This is a genomic window from Bradyrhizobium guangzhouense (genome assembly GCF_004114955.1).
Classification (GTDB): Bacteria; Pseudomonadota; Alphaproteobacteria; order Rhizobiales; family Xanthobacteraceae; genus Bradyrhizobium; species Bradyrhizobium guangzhouense.
Map to the genome: position 1 here is coordinate 282,555 of NZ_CP030054.1, position 18,852 is coordinate 301,406.

Below are 18,852 nucleotides of genomic sequence, written 5' to 3' on the forward strand. Positions count from 1 at the left end.
TTGGCGGCGGATCGAGGTCAAGCGACTGAAGACGCTGGAGGAGGAGAATGCGAAGCTGAAGAAGCTTCTGGCCGAGCAGATTCGATGCGGCTGCCCTTCGCGAGCTCCTTTCAAAGAAGGGGAGGGGGCCCCCCCGCCACGCGCGCTGCCGTCTGCAGGCTGTCATGAGCCTGTCGGTGCGGAGCGCCTGCTCAATCATCAGCGCGGACCGGAAGATGATCCGCTATCAGTCCAGCCGCCCGCTGGATGCGGAGCTGCGCGGCCGGTTGCGCGATCTCGCCACCGGGCGGCGGCGGTCGTTCGGCTACCGCCGGGTGTTCGTCCTCTTACGACGGGAAGCAGAGCCATGGGGGATCAGCCGGATCTACCGGCATTATCGGGAAGAAGCACTCGCGTCCGCAAGCGGTGAGCTCGCCGCAAGGCCGTGGGGACCCGGCCCCGATTCTGGTGCAGGCCAGGCCCAATGCACGCTGGTCGCTGGACTTCGTTCATGACCAGTTCGGCATGGACGGCACTTCCGCATTCTCAACATCGTCGATGACGTGACCAAAAAGTGCCGGGGGGCTGTTCCGGATACGTCGGTCTCGGGCCAGCGCGTCGCCCGCGAGCTGACGTTCGTCGAGCGACGGGGCAAGCTACGGATGATCGTGTCCGACCATGGCACCGAGTTTCACCTCCAATGCCATGCTGCCTGGTGCAAAGGACACAATCATCGACTGGTACTTCATTGCGCCCAAAAAGCCGATGCAGAACGGCTTCATCGAAAGCTCCAACGGCTCGATGCGTGACGAACTCCTGAACAAGACCCCGTTTTCGATCTTGACGACACCCGCGCCAAGATCGTCCGCTGGGTCGCTGACTACGATATCCGGCGCCCTCACTCGTCGCTAAATACCTCACCCAGCGGCCTATGCCGTCCAACTCACCGCAAGGACGACCGGTTACGCAAACCCGACCAGCTCCGCCGATCGTCCGCTGCTACACACGCGCCGCTCAGCGTACAAAACCCTGAGCCTCTAACCGCTGCCGGATGAGTGGCAGGTCATGCCGATTATACAAGGATTGATCTGTCCAGGATCAACTTATCGCCCCGCCGCTCGGGGTACTGCGATGCGTCTCGTTTGGATGCCGAGCCACGAGATGCTTGCGGATTTCCAGGCTGTTATGGCTCAAGCCGAAGGTAAGAACTGCTGAATCGCGCGCTGTTGGCATGTGATCACCAAACAGTTGCGGGGAGACTTGATATGAATGGGCTGCTTCATCAGGTCTGACAGCTGTTTAACTGCATCGATGATCATCACTGGTCGACTCCCGGCGGACCTCCTGATGTGAGGCGGCCTAATGGGCACGTCACCTACGACTCGCTGGAGAGTTTGATTGATTGTCTCACTAGCGACGCGCCGATCAGACGAGTGACTCCTCGCCTTCCGTATTTGAAAGGAACAATCAGGCGTTGGTACGACAGCTGAACTTTGTCGTTCAAATGGGGGCGAAGAATCTTGGCATCGACCTCATCTAGGCGAGGTTGGTGCGTTTCTAGGACGGACTCGTACATACGATGCACCCATCGCCCATATTCATAATCCGGTTGTTCATCAACCGGAATGCCGGGCGCATTCTCCCGCCAGGTCTTGCTGAAGATTTCGAAGCCGGCTCCGAGATCGATAATGGTGAGGCGACCAGCCACGGCCTCAATTGCGGCGAACCTGACCGCGGCTGGGGAGCACAACGCCTTCTTCAGAGCTGTCAGATCGGCGGTTCGGTCCGAACAGTCCCAGTAGGACAAAAGCATGGATAGTGGACCTTGGCAGCCTACCAAAGTCTCAATCGGCATCTGCCTGTATCGAATGTTTGTCGCCGCTCGCTGGCAAGGCTCGCCTAGCCGCTGATTTATATATGTGACCGCTTGCGAACGAGTTGAAAACAACTTGTCGGCGAGGTCTACCGAATTTGAAATGACCATTCGCTCCACCCCAAGGTCGCTGACAAGATTGATCGCCGCAGCAACGCTGACTGGGGTGGCAGTCTCAAACCGGATTCGTATCTGTGCCGACCCGGGGCGGAACAGAGCAACTGTCACGAAACCCATATTATTGATGAGATAACTCAGGAAATCGAATTCGGTCACTGGGTAGTGTAGAAAACATTTACGCAGAGCTGAAGAACATGCGTCCCAAGCGTGGCCGCGATCGTCCAGTACGATTGTCCGCATGAGGGCCTCACGGCAAATCTGAGTGCCATTGTTTGCGCCAACTATGCGACTACAAAACATCGCGCCCGCGCGCTTGCACAGTACCGCCGGCAGCTGGCAGCTGCGAAACAAGATGCCAATCCAATGCAAGCATCAACCTGCCGAAGTTGGTAGCCCAGAATGGGCCCGCACGACGGGACCTCATTGGCTGCGGGACATTCCTACCAGGGCTGGTCATTGATCGTCTGTAGCGGTCGTGTATCAACTCGTGAATGATGAAAACGGTCGGGAAATGGTCGTCTGATACTGAAATCAGTCGCCGAACAACCCGCAGAGAGTTCTTATGCATTTCCAGTCAATATCGCTCATCCCCGACACTCACGACGATCTGATTCTAATCCCCAGGGTCGAGGCGGAGATCGCGCGATATGGCATGAATGAGAGGCTGAGTCGCGCCTATACCGTCCCTTCGACGATCAGCCCGATCCAAGGCCGCTACCGGAGACCAGGATCATTACCGGCGCTGTTGCAGACATGTTTGACGCGCTGGTTGCGTCATTGAGCGATACCCGGCTGGAGCCCGACCTCGATGATCTCCTCTGGCCGACGGTCAACCTGTTCCATCGCGCCGTCGAACGCATCGAGCGCCAGCTCGACGTCAACGAACAGGCGCAGCAGAAGAGCCAGCGCGAGCAGAACGGCTCGGAAGTGCGCTCGGTCGAGCTTGAGCGCCTAACCGCCGAGGGCATCTCGCTGATCGAGCGCCGCAACTGTCTCGAACTCTTCCGCGACCAGGCGATCGAGCGCTTCGAAGTCCACACGGGGTCTGCTTGGCGCCCACGGTCGGGATCACTGGTCAGCCATCGCACGCTCACCGCGGCGATAATCGATTCCCGCGACTTCATCGCAGCCAAGCGCCGCTCGGAAACCGAGATCATGGTGCCGCCGGGTCCGAAGATCGCCCTGACCGGTGGGCTCGACTTCAACGACTATAGCCTCGTCTGGGATCGGCTCGACAAGGTGCACGCCAAGCATCCCGACATGGTTCTGCTGCACAGCGCTTCACCGAAAGGCGCCGAGCTGATCGGCTCCAAATGGGCAACCAGCAAGTGCCACAGATCGCATTCAAACCGGATTGGACCAAACACGCCAAGGCAGCGCCCTTCAAGCGCAATGACGCGATGCTCGAACTGCTGCCGATCGGCGTCCTGCATTTCCCCGGCACGGGCATTCAGGACAACCTTGCCGATAAGGCAAAGCGGCTTGGCATTCCGGTCTGGAAGTTTGGCGGCGCGTGAGCGCCGTCTTGCCGTCAACCGACGAGTGGCGAGGCCGCACCCGCCGTAACTCCGCCTCGTTTTGTTTATACGTCGGCGGCTGGGCTGCGGTGGTGGTGGAAGGCGCGAGCGCTCACACGCGTGCCTTGGAGCCACCACCATGCTCGCCCTCGGGCTTCTTCTCAATATTGCTGGTATCGGCCTATTTGCTGGCTGATCGTTGTGCTAGCGGTCTATGCGCTGCGCTTTTTGTTGCGATCAATATCGGATTGATGGCGTTCAACAGCGGTGCGGGCATTGTCGGCGCACTGCTCGTCGGCACAGTTTGCGCTGTGCTCACACTCGCAGCCGGCCAGCTGGCCATTACCCTTAGCCGCCACGTGGCCCTGCGACTTGCAATTGCGGCCGTGTTCGTCGTTCCCGCGGCCGTTGCCGGCTATCACGTGGTGTTCGCGCTCTCACAGATCGGAGCGCCGTCGCTGGCTTGGCGCGAGGTCTTCGCATGGCTGGGCGCGGTTTGCATCGGCTCGTCAACATTCACGCGCTTGACGCTCATCTCGAAGACCCGCCCGATCGAGCCGGAAAGGACGGGCGGAGAGCCGTCCCGCCCCGTTCTCACGGCCGCGGCAAACGAGGGATGAACTTTCCGCGCTTTTGTCGTCGAACAGGTCGCAGAATAAGCACCCTCGACGATGGATGATGCTCACCAGAGCAGAGGAGGCGGACGGTCCTCTCAGAAACCTTCGAACACGTGCTGGAGATTTCCGATCCGGCACACATAGCTGCCACGGCTGGACCCGCCGCACCGCTTGACCGCTTTGCCGGGACGATGCCGCCCATTCCCGCAGATTGTTTCTCTTCCTTCCCGAACCGTTCCGACCTCTTGTGCAGAGGAACCGAAATTCGCCAAGCTTCTCCCCGGGTTTGAGGTTCAGCACGCGGACGCACGAGGCCTCTTTGATGGCTCGATCTGGCCGAAGACCGGCTGCGCCTCGATCGGCTGAGCCGCAACGCCGTTGCTGCGACTTTCTTCCCCTGGGCTCACGCCCATTCCTCGCGAGACAAGAAAGTCTCTTCAACGGCGTCCTCCGCTGCGCTTCAGCCCGCGAGCGGGTGCGTCGCCGATCGTCCTCGCCCTTGAGATCGCCATCGAGGCCGCGGTGGTCGCGGGCTCGAAACACAACGGAGAAGCAAGATGGCTAATATCGGAACTTTCAAGAAGGTCGGCAATGATTTCCAGGGCGAGATCGTCACGCTGAGCTTGCAGGCTAGGGGCGTCCGCATCGTCGCCGAGACCAACCGCTCCAACGAGAACGCGCCCAGCCACCGCATCTATGTGGGTCGGGCCGAGATCGGCGCAGCCTGGTCGAAGCGCTCCGAAGAGGGCCGCGACTACCTCTCGATCAAGCTTGACGATCCCTCCTTCAACGCGCCGATCTACGCGAGCCTGTTCGACGACGAAGGTGGCGAGGGCTACAACCTGCTCTGGTCCCGGCCGCGCAAGAACGGCGAGTGAGATCCTCCGCCAAGCCCCGCCCGGTTCGCCGGGCGGGGTAATATCTCCATCGGAGAAGCATCTCGCTAATACGCGACACTGCGGTCGCATCCGCCGGTTGTCCGCAACTGCGGGCGTCAAGCTATCCCCGAGCAAAACCCTCGATCGTGCGGCGGACACGCACTTTGCCGGGACCAACGTGGTAGTCTTTTATCACAGCGCCTTCCAGAGCTTGCTCGGCCATGGTGGAGCGGTTGCGCTGGCGCAGGTAGTCGTGCCAGGTGTGGAAGTGATAGCGCTCGATCCACGCTTCTGGGTCTGCCATGTTTTGTGCGATCGACCAACCGTAGGCGCCATTGCGCTGCCTGACGAGCCGAAGCTCTTGCATGGCCTCCCGAAAGTCCGGAGCGTTTTTCTGCTCCACCCGATATTCGATCTCGATCACCACAGGTCCGTCGCGCCCCCTGACCGGCAACCGCACCTGCGGATCTTCGAGGAGGCTTCCCTCTTCGGCACCCTCACCAACAGAAGGCATCCGCAATCGTAGGCCGACCAGAGGAGATGCCAGCATCAGCGAGGCTGCGACAAGCAGCGCTGTTTCAACGCCGGCGATGTCGGTGAGATGTCCCCACCCCCAGCTGCCTATGGCAAGACCGCCGGATGCGGCGGCCTGGTACGCCGCCAGAGACCTCGCGGCAACCCAGCGGGGTGCAGAAAGCTGTACGCCGATGTTCAAGAGCGTCCAAGACAACGTCCACCCTGTACCAGCCAGAACCAATCCGAACGCAGCCATCAACGGATTGTGGCTTAGTGCCAGAGTTGCAATACCCGCTGCCATGGACAGCGTGCAGCATCTCATGGCGGCTTCGCTACTTAAGCGCTCGCGCACCAGCGAGATATTGATCGCTCCCAAAATGGCTCCCAGGCCAAAGGCGCCCAGCATCACGCCGTAAGTTGGCGCGCCACCGAGAAGGCGATCACGTACGACCACTGGCAACAGCGCCAGGATAGCTCCGCTGACCAACCCGAATATGATCGTTCGGACCAACACGATCATAATAGGTGGCGAGTTCGTGATGTACCGGACGCCCAACAGGATGGCATGGCCGAGCCGTTCCGGTGGGAGACGCGACCGCTCACTTGCGCGCTTCCATAGATAGAGCGCGGCGATAAGTGGCACGAACGAGATCGTGTTGAATGTGAACGCGGCTACGGTCCCGGCGGAGGCCACAATGATACCCCCGACTGCCGGACCTACGCTCCGCGCGATGTTGTAGCTGATGCCATTCAACGCAACTGCGGCGGGCAGGGCTTGTGGAGGCACTTGCTCGCCCACTGCCGCCTGCCACGCGGGTCCCAACATCGCGGTGCCACAGCCTGCTGCAAAGCAGAGACCAAGCAAGAGGTCCGGCGTAAGCAATCCCAGCAAAGCGAGTACCGCCAGCGTAGCGCTGGCGGTCAGTGCAATACCGAGTGAAATCAATGCCACGATGCGCCGGTCATGCAGGTCAGCAATTGCGCCGGCCGGAATCGCAATGAGCATCACCGGCAATCCGAGAGCGGTTTGGACCAGCGCGACCTTGTCCGCTGACGATGACATTTCGGTCATAGCCCAGGCCACCCCGACTCCCTGTACCAAACTACCGAGATTTGACACCAGGCTGGCGGTCCAGATGCGGCGGAACGTGCGGTGCCGCAGAGGGGCGGTAATGCGATCGGCCTTGGCAGAGTGGAGGCGAGCTTCAAGGTCAGGCGAGGTTGGCTCAGCTTCCTCGGTCGTCGACCGCTCTTTCGGCTTGCCCGGAGCCAGGACAGGGCCGTTCAATGAGCGAAGCGAATTATCTGGACACACGAAGGTCTGCCTTTCGGCGGACCTTTTCGCGGTCCTACCGATCCCTTAGAATCACACATTATACCCATGCCCGCCGAAGAATTGCAGTGACGAAGTCCTACTTCGCGCCGGATTGCCGCACCGAGAACAAATGCCCGTGAGGCGGGATAAAACATATCTGACATGTGCAGTGGCTCGACGATGAGCTGAGGGCCGCGATATCTGGTTCTCGGCGTCCGGGGGCCGTACTGATCAGTTCTCGCAGATGTCCTGCGGTACGTGCACGCAGCACTGGCCTGGGTCATCACCTGAATGGCCTTAATCTGCAACGGTGAGGCAGCGTTCACATGGATGACGCTGCTAGGATAGACGTACTCGACTGGACGGCCGAGGCGGTGAACTACCGACTCACCCAGTTATTGCGGCCGCGATGCGCAAAGCCGGACCGTTAGGACGTTCCTCATCGTCATACAGATTTCTAAGATTGGTAGCCGACGAGGCATGATGTCGTGTGAGCAGCTTAACGGCTTGCCTATGAAGTGCTACGAACAAGCAGCACCGATTATCACGTCTCGCCCCACATAGCTCCGGCGCCGGGACGAAGCGCACCGCTTGACCGGCTTTGCGGGGACGATGCCGCCCATTCCCGCAGATTGTTTCTCTTCCTTCCCGAACCGTTCCGACCTCTTGTGCAGAGGAACCGAAATTCGCCAAGCTTCTCCCCGGGTTTGAGGTTCAGCACGCGGACGCACGAGGCCTCTTTGATGGCTCGATCTGGCCGAAGACCGGCTGCGCCTCGATCGGCTGAGCCGCAACGCCGTTGCTGCGACTTTCTTCCCCTGGGCTCACGCCCATTCCTCGCGAGACAAGAAAGTCTCTTCAACGGCGTCCTCCGCTGCGCTTCAGCCCGCGAGCGGGTGCGTCGCCGATCGTCCTCGCCCTTGAGATCGCCATCGAGGCCGCGGTGGTCGCGGGCTCGAAACACAACGGAGAAGCAAGATGGCTAATATCGGAACTTTCAAGAAGGTCGGCAATGATTTCCAGGGCGAGATCGTCACGCTGAGCTTGCAGGCTAGGGGCGTCCGCATCGTCGCCGAGACCAACCGCTCCAACGAGAACGCGCCCAGCCACCGCATCTATGTGGGTCGGGCCGAGATCGGCGCAGCCTGGTCGAAGCGCTCCGAAGAGGGCCGCGACTACCTCTCGATCAAGCTTGACGATCCCTCCTTCAACGCGCCGATCTACGCGAGCCTGTTCGACGACGAAGGTGGCGAGGGCTACAACCTGCTCTGGTCCCGGCCGCGCAAGAACGGCGAGTGAGATCCTCCGCCAAGCCCCGCCCGGTTCGCCGGGCGGGCTTTCCGCACATCGGCGCGAATTCCATGGGCTCGGAATGCGAATCTTAATTTTGCGATGGATTCAGCACTAGCCACAGGTCGGCGCCACTGAGATCGGCAAACCCCTTCGCACCGGCCTGTTACGATCAGGGCCATCTCGCTCCAAAGACGGCCCACGCGTTACACAAGCGACGTAGGCGTATATCCCGCGATTGTCGAAACAGAGGGTGTTATTTCTTCTTGCGGTCAAGTCGGGTCGATTTGCGCCCTTTAGGCAATGTTTTATGGATCGTAGCGCCCTTTGGTAATGGAAGGAATAACTCGTTGAGTTGGACACCGAGGGTGTCAGCCAACCGGTCAAGCAAATCAATCGTAGGATTTTCCAACTTCCGCTCAAGACCACTCATATACGAACGATCTATTCCCGCGTCATAAGCCAATTGCTCCTGCGGAATACCGCGATCGACGCGTATCCGGCGTATATTCCAGGCTACGAGTGCGCGAGCTTTCATTTGCGCAGGCAGCCATTTGGTGGCCCATTAAACCACTGGATATGGCCCGACTATTTAAGTAGGCTCTCGATAGAGAGACCGTTCAGCACGCCATCACCAGAACATCCCGTGTCTCCCAAGGAGGTTGCTGGCGCAGCTGAAACGGTAAGACTTTTGTAGGCCGTTGGAGCCGTCGACGTGCGAACAGTGCTGTCCGAACCATCGTCGCACCTGTGGGAAGCGTCCTACCCTCACTTGGGGCAGGTGCTTTGGCTTTTTCGGAAACAGTTACTTCCGCTTGGCCAGTTTTCCTTCGTTTCGCGCCTCCTCGTCCGGCGCGATGAGATCAACCGGAGTGACGCCCAACGCACTGGCGAGCTGGAACAGGCTTACGACGGTTGGATTGCGGCGGCCGCGTTCCAAGTCGCTGATGTATTGTTGAGTAAAGCCGGACAGGTCGGCGAACTTCTCCTGCGTAAAGCGCTTTTGCTTCCGCAGCTTTGCGAAATTCCGGCCGACCAACTTGCGCATGTCCATTCGCGCAAGTTGCGTCTTACATACTATGAGGTTTATCTCCTATAGTATGTATCTGCACCGACCCCGGAATACGACTAAAATGAGACCGCTCGTCAATCGCGCGTCCAGGAACCTTGCAATTATTCGATGTTTGTTGTCAGCCCATGACCAAGTTCAACTTAAATCCCGAAGTGGCCGATGCCCCTCCCGCTGGGGACGCCATGACCTCCTACGACGAACAGCATGTCGTAACCTACATGCGCCTTCTGCAGGCGGAGAGCGAGGGGGCCGATTGGTCCGAGGTCGCTCGGATCGTGTTGCACATCGACTCCGATCGCGAGCCGGAGCGTGCGCGTACTGCATACCAGACACATGTTCAGCGCGCGAAGTGGTTGACCGAACAGGGACGTCTGTTGCGCGGACCTAGATCAACCTAGAATAGTTTTCTAGACGGCTTTGGTTCTGACGACACCTTTTTCTCGGCACTCGGGCGTGGTGACTCACGTGCACCACGTGGTGACAAGCTGGCATCTTTTCCCAAAGGCCTGTTCGCAGCTATTGCGCCGTCATCGTTGTTAGCTCTTTGCAATGAGGCGGATGTTATGGCCCAAGTCGATTGGCGCTCCCCGGACTCCTACGACTACCTGAATAATGCTGACCCCACTGATATCGCTTGGGAGTTCGTGCGTCGCAATCCTGAATACCAACGTGACTACCAGGCTGTGATCGCCAAGAGCCCGACGGGTGAAGTCACCGAGGAATTCAGGAGGAAGTGGGGCATCTGCTTTCGCCCATGACCCGCAGCGGTCCTTTGATCAACAGACAATCTTTTGGGCGCCCGAGGCGCTGCCGGATGTCGTCCCGGTTGCGGTAACGACGTCAGGCGCTGACCCGAGTGCGCCAGATCTACCTCTATTCAACGTCTCGACGGCCGAAATGCGTCGCGCCGCTGATGGGTGGCACGCCGTGCTGCGCATCGGGACCGTGAACCACCGTGTCTGGTTGAAGGATGAACCTTCCATTGGTCATCGCTATGCCGCCAAACTTCCCTTCGATGAGAACTTGCCGCCGCGAGCGCATGCAGCTCGCAGATTGTGGCGCGCGCTCAACGGACGCGCGGCAGGCCCCGCTTTCCACGAACTTTCCAAACAGCGCCGGGATCGCCTAAGGCAAGTCGCGCGTGCGCTCGACGCACGTCATGCCGGTAGCAGCTATCGTGTGATCGCGTTGGCACTGCTTGGAAAGAAAAGCGTCCCAAAGCAAGCCTGGAAGACCCACGATTCCCGTAGCCTCATCATCCGTCTGGTACACGACGGCTTCTCCTTGATGCGGGGCGGCTATTGCAGGCTTCTGCGCTCCGGGCGCAGGAACAAATAGCCTCATCGCGGGGGTGTCGAAACATGCACCCCCGATCTTCGGCATCCCCCTCCGAAGCCCTGCTTCTCCAAGATGACCACACCCACGCCGGCGCCCTCATGGGTGGTGCGCCGCCATCTTGGAGCTCTCAAATGCCCGATCCGACCGCCGGACTTCCTCCGCGTTTCCTGCGCACTCCCGAGGCTGCACGCTACCTCGGCCTGTCTGGCCGCACGCTGGAAAAACATCGCACTTACGGTACCGGGCCGACCTACCGGAAGATCGGCGGCCGCGTCGTCTACGCCTTGGACGACCTGAAAGCGTGGGCCGATCTCGGCGCCAAAACGTCCACTTCTGACCCTGGCAAAGACACGGTGCTGCCGGCCAAAAAGCATTCGCAACTACGTCGTTATGCCGGCCAGGAACACCGCTGATGGTCGCTCTGAAGGCAATCATCATGCGACGCATTCAGCAAGCCGACCGCCATCAGCTTGAGCTTTTCCGCGCCCTGCCGGGAGATCTTGCTCCACGCGATGCGCAGGATCTGATGGCTTATCCATTCTTTTCGCTGGCTAAGACCAAAAGGATCGTGCCCATCGATTTCTGCGCCGGAACAACCTCAATCCGCGTCGAAGCTGTCCCGGAGCACGGCATGGCAACGATCTGGGACGCCGACGTCCTGATTTGGGCTGCCTCCCAGATCGTCGAAGCTCGCGATGCCGGTCTGAAAACATCACGCCTGATAGCCGCAACGCCATATGAGATTCTGACGTTCGTCGGCCGCGGCACCAGCGCACGCGACTACGACCGGCTGAAGGCAGGTCTTGACAGACTTCAGTCAACGACCGTGCTGACCTCGATCCGTCAACCCGCAGAACGGCGGCGGCACCGCTTCTCCTGGATTAACGAGTGGAAGGAAGCCGCTGATGCATATGGCAGACCATTTGGGATCGAACTGATCCTGCCAGATTGGTTCTATGCCGGCGTGATCGATGACGCTCTCGTTCTGACGATCGACCGCGCCTATTTCGACCTGACAGGTGGCCTTGAGCGCTGGCTTTACCGGCTGGTGCGCAAGCACGGCGGCCGGCAGCGCGGCGGCTGGAGCTTCGACCTTGCCCATCTTCATGCCAAGTCCGGCAGCCTCTCGCCGCTCAAGCATTTTGCCTACGACGTTCGACAGATTGTCCAGCGGCAGACATTGCCGGGCTATCGGCTCGTCCTCACGCGCGATCCAAACGGCCGCGAGCGGCTGAACTTCGCCTCGATCCCAAACCTTCCCGTTACGGCGCGCCTGTCGGCGCGTCGTTCGGGACCAATTTCAGGGGACAACCTGTGAATCAGCTCGTGCTATCGGGGACCGCAACCCTCGTGCCATCAGGGACCAGATCATCGTGCTATCGGGGACCGAAAGCGAACCTAAAGGCTTGTGAACGCGCGCTTTCCTGGCCCCCTAACTTTACTAACCAGAAATCCTTCGGATTTCTTCTAACGGAACTCGCTGTTGCCCACATTGTGGAAGAGCGGCAGTGGCACGGACGGTCGAGCTGCCTTCAGGTTCAAATCCCGCAATCGTCCGTCCTCATCACTAGCCGTTGGCTTTTCGAGCTTCCGGGAGAGACAGCATGAGCGATCTCACCGAGGTGGAAGTGCTGTGGCTGGAGAAGCGGATCGAGAACCGGGTTCGATTTGGCCGCAATGTCGAGGAACGGAAGCTCGATCGCCATCGTCGCGTCCTGGCATTTGCTCCAGGCAGCATCTTTGCGTTCGTTCGTTGGACGTCGAATGATTTCGGGACGGTGATTTCGCGCATTGATATCCTGCGTGCCGTCGCCGCGGGTCAGCGCTGCTCGACCGTGCCCTATGTGAAGCCAGGAGGCGACATTCTGCTTCGCCTTTCTGGCTGGCCGAAGGTCGAGCGCGTGCTGCAGATGATCGATGCCGTCGAGGCACTTGGTATCGATCCGGCTGATGTCGCCCCAGATCATTGGCAGCATGTCCACAACCGTCTTTCCGTCAATGAAAGCCCACGTCCCTACACGAAAGCTCGCCATCAGGCCTGGCTTCGCCGGCGGAGGATCATCCGATGAGAGGGCGGATGATGACGCTGCTTGCGATGTGCGGGGCTGCCGCAGCGATCGCCGTAACCATCGTGGAAGGGCGAACGCCGGCCTTCATCTGGAATGCATCGCCGAGCGTGCCCATCGGCCTTTACCGCCTGCGTTCCGCAGAGACTTTGTATGTCACGGAGCTGGTTGCGGTTCAGCCGCCTGAACCGCTGGCGAGCTTCCTCGACCTGAAGGGCTATTTGCCGCTCGGCCTTCCTATGCTCAAACGTATCCTCGCGCTCCCCGGGCAGACGGTTTGCAGAACAGGCCTCGCCATCTCGGTGGACAACATTGCTATGGGTGAGGCGCGTGAGCGTGACGGCCGCGGCCGTCCGCTGCCAGACTGGCAGGGCTGCCGCGTCGTCGGGCCGGCCGAGCTCTTTCTCATGAACTGGCAATCGGATGAGTCCTTCGACGGCCGGTATTTTGGCTTTCTTCCAGCCGCAGCCGTGATCGGCCGTGCGGACCCGGTGTGGACCTCGGAGGAGTGATGAGGTGTGTTCGTCATATTCATTTCACCATGCGCTTGTTCGATGGACCGCAAGGCCCTTTCTCCATTCCGGCTCCTCCATGCAAAGGCGATGTTAGGGAGGAACACCTCCCGCTGCTGAATGGCGCGCACAAAGGCTTTCTCCATCGGGAAGAGGCGCGCAGGAGGACGTACCTGGCACAGTTTGGCGCGCGCCTGTTCGCTGCACCCTTCCTGTTGCTCGTGCTCGCGCTTTGCAGTGCTTCGGTCGCCGAGGAGACAGCAACAGGGGCGGAGCACGAAGGGGCCCAGCCATTCGAAACCTTCATCATCGAAGCTTCACAGCGTTTTTCCATTCCAGTCTCCTGGATTGTCGAGGTGATGGCTGTCGAAAGCACTGGAGACGTTCGTGCCAGATCGCCCAAAGGCGCCATGGGGCTGATGCAGCTCATGCCCGACACCTGGGCCGAATTGCGCCGCCGGCACGCCCTCGGCAGCGATCCGTTCGACCCCCGTGACAACATCCTGGCAGGAACGGCGTATCTGCGTGAAATGCTCGACCGCTTCGGACCGAACGGCGTATTTGCTGCCTATCACGCAGGACCGCTGCGCTATCAGGAGCATCTTGCCGGGCGTCCATTGCCTGTCGAAACCCAAGCCTATGTGAAGAGGCTTGGGTCCGTGCTGGACGTCGATCAGCAACCGACCTGGAAGGCTGGCGTCACGTCATCAGCATCGTCGCTGCTCATTCCGCAGTCAACTCATAAGCCAACTGACATGCCGAGAACGGACGACCGGTCGATAAGGATTGTGCCTTCGGCAGACATCATGAACGCTATCTCCTCGCGAGATATTCTGCGGATCGTTCCAAGCTCGACTGGTCTATTCGTGGCGCGGACCGATTCTCGCACCATGCAATGATCAGAAGCGCGGTTGCGGAGCGGAACACATGTCAGCGAGCGATCGGCGAGAAGTGAGAGGGGCGGAGGTGAACGACCGTAAGCGTCCGGCATCTGCATACGGCATATGGGCGATGCCTTCGGCCCGCGCTCTACTCGTCGCTTCGCTCCTCACCGAGCCACCCTATGGGTGTCTCGGCCCTTCGGGTAACGATCGCTATCGCAAGCGCTCGCAAACAGTGTGCGCTTCGCAAACTAACTGCCACGTCGCGGCTGTTTTTTTCCCAATGAATCGGCCACCAGCCGACGTGTTTCTGCAGGCGCTGTTGGAGGATCCACCACAATGAATCCCAACTGCTCTTTGCCGTAAATCTCCCTCCTTTGCAGGCGAAAAGGCAGGAGATTTGTCTGCTGATCCGTGGACCAGCAGACGAAATGTTCGTCAACTAGAGGAAGGAAGAGCGAGTAACAAAGAACGACGGGCTAGGGCAAGATAAAAGCGGCTCGCCCGTCGAACGCCAAGCCATTGCCATGGCTTGGGTTCTGGCGTGCCGATCGGTCGTGGCGCGTGCCGCGCTTTGAACATTCACAAGCAAATTCAATGCATCTTTCGGTACTGACTAAGATTTACGAGGAAAGAACGACCGTGAATACCAAGGACAGCGAACTTCACATCCGGCCCGGCCGCATCCGCAGCACGCGCGCGCCCAAGGCCAAGAGCTTCTTCAATCAGGTACTGCAAGCGGCGCAGAAGGCGGGCCACACCTCCGCCTCCTCGATGAGCCGCGGAGGACGCGTCGGGCGCTCGACGTTCGGCCGCGGCCGGCTCCAGTTTGCCCGCAACCGTCTGTTTAGCGCTGCGCGCCGCGTGACCGTGAAGGCGCGGGTCGCGCGGCATAAGGGATTGGCATTCGGCTCGGCATCACTCGCGGCGCATATCTCGTACCTCCGGCGCGATGGCGTGACCCGCAGCGGCGAGAGAGCCTCGCTGTTTGACGCCGAACGCGAAGAGGTTGATGGCAGCGCCTTCGCCGAGCGTTGCAAGGGCGATCGGCATCATTTTCGATTCATCATCGCACCCGAGGACGGGGGCGAGATGAGCGATCTGAAAGCGTTCACGCGCGATCTCGCCAGGCAGATGAAGGCGGACCTCGGCACACGGCTCGACTGGGTCGCCGTCGATCACTGGAACACGGACAATCCACACATTCACCTGCTTGTTCGCGGGGTCAGCGACAACGTTGAGGACCTCGTGATCTCCCGCGACTATATCAGCCAGGGACTACGCTCTCGCGCGGAAGAGCTGGCATCCATCGAGCTCGGGCCCAAAGCCGAGCACGAGATCCGCAGGGCTCTCGAACGCGAAGTCTTCGCCGAAAGATGGACACGGCTCGACCGCGAGATCCGTCTGGCTGCCGACGAGACCGGCTATCTCGACCTGCGGCCCGATCGGGAAGGGATATCTGACCCCGAAATCCGCCGCCTTATGATCGGGCGCCTTCAGCATCTGCAAAAGATGGGCCTTGCCTCATCGGCGGTACCCGGTGAGTGGATGGTGGGTTTGGACGCAGAACCCCATCTCAGAGACCTTGCAATTCGGGGCGATATCATCAAGACCATGCATCAAGCGATGACAGAGCGGGGACAGGAACGAAGTCTCTCGGAATTCGCCGTTACGGGGGAAAGAACGACCGCACCGATTATCGGGCGATTATTGGCAACCGGGCTACACGACGAGCTCACCGGCGAAGCCTATGCGCTCATTGATGCGACCGACGGACGGCTCCATCACGTCCGCTTTCGTGGTCTTGAGGCATTCGAACAGGCGCCCCCCATTGGCGGCATTGTCGAAGTCAGGCAGTTCGGTGGGATGGACGAGCAGCGGCCGACGCGCGTGCTCGCCAATCGCTCGGATTTCGATCTTCCCGCGCAAATAGGTGCGCCGGGAGCAACCTGGCTCGACCACCGACTGGTCGAGCGCGATTCGATGCCGCTCGCCTTGGGCGGCTTCGGGCGGGAGGCTCGGCAAGCGATGCAGGCGCGAGCCGAACATCTTGCAGAAGCAGGGCTCGCACACCGAGCGGGAGGGCGCATCATCCTGCAACGCGATCTCCTCAATACGCTGCGGCGCCGGGAGCTAGAGGCGGCCGGTGCCGAAATCGCGGCCGAGACCGGCTTGCCTCACGCGCAAGCCGCAGTCGGTGAGCAGGTCGCAGGAACATACCGAAAGAGCCTGTCCCTCACGTCGGGCCGCTTTGCATTGATCGACAATGGGCTTGGCTTTCAACTCGTCCCCTGGACGCGCGAACTGGAAAAACGCCTCGGCCAGCATGTGACGGGAAGCGTTAGGGATGGCGGTGGGATCGAGTGGAGTTTCGGCCGCAAGCGCGACCTCGGTCTTTGATTTCCTTGGCCAGAGCGTCATTCAGCGAAGGAGAGCCTTGTCGATGTCCGGAACCAAGATCTTGTGGGGGCAGCTCGTGGCTGTCGGCGCGATCGTCCTGCTCACGATCTGGAGCGCGACGGAGTGGACGGCCTGGCGCTTGGCCTTCCAACCCGAGCTCGGTCTGCCCTGGTTCAAGATGTATGGATTTGCGGTCTATTACCCGCCCGAGTTCTTCTGGTGGTGGTTCGTGTTCGACGCCTATGCACCTGACGTATTCACCGAGGGCGCCTACATCGCCGCCTCTGGAAGCTTTCTCTCCATCGCCGTGGCCATCGCCATGTCTGTCTGGCGCGCCCGGGAGGCCAAGGACGTTGCCACCTATGGCTCGGCCCGATGGGCCAAGCTTGAGGAGGTGAGGGCGGGAGGTTTGCTGAGCGCGGACGGGGTTGTGCTTGGCCGACTGGAGAAGAACGACCTGCGTCACGATGGGCCCGAGCACGTCCTCTGCTTTGCTCCAACGAGGTCCGGCAAGGGCGTCGGGCTCGTCGTCCCCTCGCTGCTGACATGGCCGCACTCGGCCATCGTGCACGACATCAAGGGTGAGAACTGGCAGCTCACAGCCGGGTTTCGGTCGAAGCACGGCCGTGTGCTGCTGTTCGATCCGACCAATGCCAGATCATCAGCCTATAATCCGCTTCTGGAGGTCCGGCGCGGGGAGTGGGAGGTCAGGGACGTCCAGAACGTCGCAGATGTGCTCGTAGACCCCGAGGGCTCGCTCGACAAGCGGAACCATTGGGAGAAAACCAGTCATTCCCTGCTCGTCGGGGCAATCCTTCACGTCCTCTATGCCGAGCCCAATAAGACGCTCGCCGGCGTCGCCGCTTTTCTATCGGATCCCAAGCGGCCGATCGAAACGACGCTGAACGCGATGATGACGACAGCACACCTCAAGGACCAGGGGCCGCATCCGGTCGTCGCCTCTACGGCAAGAGAGCTGCTGAACAAATCCGAGAATGAACGCTCGGGTGTGCTTTCGACAGCGATGTCCTTCCTCGGACTTTATCGGGATCCCGTCGTCGCCGAAGTGACAAGCCGCTGCGATTGGCGGATCGCCGACCTTATCGCAGACAACTGCCCCACCACGCTCTACCTGGTCGTGCCGCCCTCGGATATTTCGCGAACCAAGCCACTAGTCCGCTTGATCCTCAACCAAATCGGGCGGCGGATCACCGAGGACCTTCAGGATAAGGATCGCCGTCACCGCGTGTTGCTGATGCTGGATGAATTTCCAGCTTTGGGACGACTTGATTTTTTCGAGTCGGCACTGGCTTTCATGGCCGGCTACGGCATCAAGGCGTTCCTCATTGCCCAGTCGCTCAACCAGATCGAGAAGGCCTACGGCCCGAATAACGCGATCCTAGACAACTGTCATGTCCGGGTAAGCTTTGCGACCAATGATGAGCGCACCGCAAGGCGCGTCTCCGATGCGCTAGGCACGGCAACCGAAATACGCTCCATGAAGAACTACGCCGGCCATCGGCTCAACCCATGGCTCGGCCATCTCATGGTCTCTCGCCAAGATACCGCGCGGCCGCTTCTGACCCCGGGAGAGGTCATGCAGCTGCCGCCGTCAGAGGAGATCGTGATGGTGGCAGGCACTCCTCCAATCCGTGCGAGAAAAGTGCGCTACTACGAGGATGAGCGATTTGCCGAGCGCGTACTTCCCCCGCCAGATCCCGTCAAGATCCGAAGGTCTTCTCGCGCCGACAGCTGGTCAGGGCTGAAGGCCGCTATTCCCGATAAGACGCCCGCGGACATTGGCGGTGGCGACGCTGACACGGCCAATGGCGGACTGCGGCGAGAGCCCGAGCTTCCGGATCACCTCGCCATCGTTAAGGAAACGACGGAGGTCGCGCCGGCCGAGGAATTCGCCGTGCTGGAAGACGACGAAGATGCCGCGCGCCAGTCGCGCCTGCTGCGGCAGAAGATGCGCGGCGTTGCGCGGCAAGCCGCACTCGACCCGAATGATGGCATTGAATTGTGAGAAGATCATGCGCAACCGCATGAACGTCTACTTCCCTCCAGAGCTGTTGGCACAGATCACGGAACTTGCCGATCGAAAAAACATCTCACGCTCTGCAATCGTCGAGGCGGCAGTCAGCTCGTTCCTGTCCCCAGATGGCTCGGACCGGCGGGAAGCCGCCTTTTCGCGTCGTCTCGACAGGATATCGCGCCAAATGCAACGCCTCGAACGCGACCTCGGACTTACCGCTGAAACTCTGGCTCTGTTCGTGCGGTTCTGGTTGACAGTCACGCCCCCGCTTCCCTCCGACGCCCAGGCTGCCGCCCAAGCCAAGGGGCGTGAGCGCTTCGAGGGTTTTGTCGAGACGCTCGGCCGTCGCCTGCAAAAGGGGCAGAGTTTTCTGCGCGAGATTCCCGAAGATATCGTTCGGCAGCCGGCGGACGGAGACAGCAACTGACATCGGTTGTTGAGGC

The 18,852-nt window shown here is 60.3% G+C and carries 21 protein-coding genes and 2 pseudogenes; 18 read left to right on the forward strand and 5 right to left on the reverse strand.

Going from position 1 to position 18,852, the window contains the following annotated elements; genetic code table 11:
* Positions 1-164 precede the first annotated feature (164 nt).
* The 3 genes and pseudogenes from XH91_RS40210 to XH91_RS40220 all read left to right on the forward strand — a co-directional run bounded on the left by XH91_RS40210 (position 165) and on the right by XH91_RS40220 (position 1,034).
* The gene (locus XH91_RS40210; protein WP_371746377.1) at positions 165-494 is read left to right on the forward strand and encodes a hypothetical protein; all 330 of its coding nucleotides are present in this window, start codon (positions 165-167) and stop codon (positions 492-494) included.
* A 48-nt stretch (positions 495-542) separates the two neighbouring features.
* Positions 543-788, forward strand: a complete 246-nt coding sequence (locus tag XH91_RS40215) for a hypothetical protein (RefSeq protein ID WP_371746376.1) — start codon at positions 543-545, stop codon at positions 786-788.
* Positions 745-1,034, forward strand: a pseudogene (locus tag XH91_RS40220) (integrase core domain-containing protein). The gene XH91_RS40215 and the pseudogene XH91_RS40220 overlap by 44 nt, the downstream one beginning before the upstream one ends.
* Before the next feature lie 135 nt (positions 1,035-1,169).
* Here the strand turns inward: XH91_RS40220 and XH91_RS39955 are convergent.
* Positions 1,170-1,301 carry a hypothetical protein gene (locus XH91_RS39955; protein WP_256438973.1) on the reverse strand — a complete coding sequence of 44 codons (132 nt, stop codon included), beginning with the start codon at positions 1,299-1,301 and terminating at the stop codon, positions 1,170-1,172.
* 53 nt (positions 1,302-1,354) lie between these two features.
* On the reverse strand, positions 1,355-2,212 hold the full coding sequence (locus XH91_RS35300; protein ID WP_128929800.1) for a hypothetical protein: 858 nt from the start codon (positions 2,210-2,212) through the stop codon (positions 1,355-1,357).
* A gap of 438 nt (positions 2,213-2,650) precedes the next feature.
* On the opposite strand from XH91_RS35300, the pseudogene XH91_RS35305 reads away from it, so the two are divergent.
* The 3 genes and pseudogenes from XH91_RS35305 to XH91_RS35320 form a co-directional block, all read left to right on the forward strand.
* A pseudogene (locus XH91_RS35305) lies at positions 2,651-3,489 on the forward strand (DUF2493 domain-containing protein); the annotation flags it as partial.
* 8 nt (positions 3,490-3,497) lie between these two features.
* Complete coding sequence (locus XH91_RS35310) at positions 3,498-4,109, forward strand: hypothetical protein (RefSeq protein WP_308421719.1); 612 nt, start codon at positions 3,498-3,500, stop codon at positions 4,107-4,109.
* A gap of 554 nt (positions 4,110-4,663) precedes the next feature.
* Positions 4,664-4,984 (forward strand): DUF736 domain-containing protein, encoded by a 321-nt coding sequence (locus XH91_RS35320; protein ID WP_128929802.1) that lies wholly within the window; start codon positions 4,664-4,666, stop codon positions 4,982-4,984.
* A 121-nt stretch (positions 4,985-5,105) separates the two neighbouring features.
* On the opposite strand, the gene XH91_RS35325 is transcribed toward XH91_RS35320, so the two are convergent.
* On the reverse strand, positions 5,106-6,674 hold the full coding sequence (locus XH91_RS35325) for an MFS transporter (RefSeq protein ID WP_232995657.1): 1,569 nt from the start codon (positions 6,672-6,674) through the stop codon (positions 5,106-5,108).
* Positions 6,675-7,793: 1,119 nt separating this feature from the next.
* Here XH91_RS35325 and XH91_RS35335 point away from each other — a divergent pair.
* On the forward strand, positions 7,794-8,114 hold the full coding sequence (locus XH91_RS35335) for a DUF736 domain-containing protein (RefSeq protein ID WP_128929802.1): 321 nt from the start codon (positions 7,794-7,796) through the stop codon (positions 8,112-8,114).
* Between the two features lie 247 nt (positions 8,115-8,361).
* On the opposite strand, the gene XH91_RS35340 is transcribed toward XH91_RS35335, so the two are convergent.
* Positions 8,362-8,643, reverse strand: coding sequence for a helix-turn-helix domain-containing protein (locus XH91_RS35340; RefSeq protein ID WP_128955107.1), 282 nt, complete (start codon positions 8,641-8,643; stop codon positions 8,362-8,364).
* 267 nt (positions 8,644-8,910) lie between these two features.
* A complete protein-coding gene (locus tag XH91_RS35345) occupies positions 8,911-9,159 on the reverse strand; it encodes a helix-turn-helix domain-containing protein (protein ID WP_128929805.1) in 249 nt (82 codons plus the stop codon).
* 143 nt (positions 9,160-9,302) lie between these two features.
* Between XH91_RS35345 and XH91_RS35350 the strand changes: the two genes are divergently transcribed.
* The 11 genes from XH91_RS35350 (at position 9,303) to XH91_RS35400 (ending at position 18,836) form a co-directional block, all read left to right on the forward strand.
* Entirely contained in the window at positions 9,303-9,575 is a 273-nt protein-coding gene (locus tag XH91_RS35350; RefSeq protein ID WP_128929806.1) for a DUF2285 domain-containing protein, read from the forward strand.
* Positions 9,576-9,740: 165 nt separating this feature from the next.
* Positions 9,741-9,935 (forward strand): transcriptional regulator domain-containing protein, encoded by a 195-nt coding sequence (locus tag XH91_RS35355; protein ID WP_128929807.1) that lies wholly within the window; start codon positions 9,741-9,743, stop codon positions 9,933-9,935.
* Between the two features lie 169 nt (positions 9,936-10,104).
* A complete protein-coding gene (locus tag XH91_RS35360; RefSeq protein ID WP_237867056.1) occupies positions 10,105-10,515 on the forward strand; it encodes a DUF2285 domain-containing protein in 411 nt (136 codons plus the stop codon).
* A gap of 131 nt (positions 10,516-10,646) precedes the next feature.
* Complete coding sequence (locus tag XH91_RS35365) at positions 10,647-10,928, forward strand: helix-turn-helix transcriptional regulator (protein WP_128929809.1); 282 nt, start codon at positions 10,647-10,649, stop codon at positions 10,926-10,928.
* Positions 10,929-10,951: 23 nt separating this feature from the next.
* Positions 10,952-11,833 carry a replication initiator protein A gene (locus tag XH91_RS35370; protein ID WP_128930181.1) on the forward strand — a complete coding sequence of 294 codons (882 nt, stop codon included), beginning with the start codon at positions 10,952-10,954 and terminating at the stop codon, positions 11,831-11,833.
* A gap of 286 nt (positions 11,834-12,119) precedes the next feature.
* Entirely contained in the window at positions 12,120-12,584 is a 465-nt protein-coding gene (locus XH91_RS35375; RefSeq protein WP_128929810.1) for a DUF2840 domain-containing protein, read from the forward strand.
* Positions 12,581-13,093: a S26 family signal peptidase gene (locus XH91_RS35380; protein ID WP_128929811.1), complete on the forward strand. Its 513-nt coding sequence runs from the start codon at positions 12,581-12,583 to the stop codon at positions 13,091-13,093. Before XH91_RS35375 ends, XH91_RS35380 begins: the two co-directional genes overlap by 4 nt.
* The gene (locus XH91_RS35385; protein ID WP_232995621.1) at positions 13,093-13,992 is read left to right on the forward strand and encodes a lytic transglycosylase domain-containing protein; all 900 of its coding nucleotides are present in this window, start codon (positions 13,093-13,095) and stop codon (positions 13,990-13,992) included. The genes XH91_RS35380 and XH91_RS35385 overlap by 1 nt, the downstream gene beginning before the upstream one ends.
* Positions 13,993-14,616: 624 nt before the next feature.
* Entirely contained in the window at positions 14,617-16,374 is a 1,758-nt protein-coding gene (locus XH91_RS35390; protein WP_128929812.1) for a relaxase/mobilization nuclease domain-containing protein, read from the forward strand.
* A gap of 43 nt (positions 16,375-16,417) precedes the next feature.
* A complete protein-coding gene (locus XH91_RS35395; protein ID WP_128955108.1) occupies positions 16,418-18,400 on the forward strand; it encodes a conjugal transfer protein TraG in 1,983 nt (660 codons plus the stop codon).
* A 7-nt stretch (positions 18,401-18,407) separates the two neighbouring features.
* Positions 18,408-18,836, forward strand: a complete 429-nt coding sequence (locus XH91_RS35400; protein ID WP_128929814.1) for a ribbon-helix-helix domain-containing protein — start codon at positions 18,408-18,410, stop codon at positions 18,834-18,836.
* The last annotated feature ends 16 nt before the right edge of the window (positions 18,837-18,852 follow it).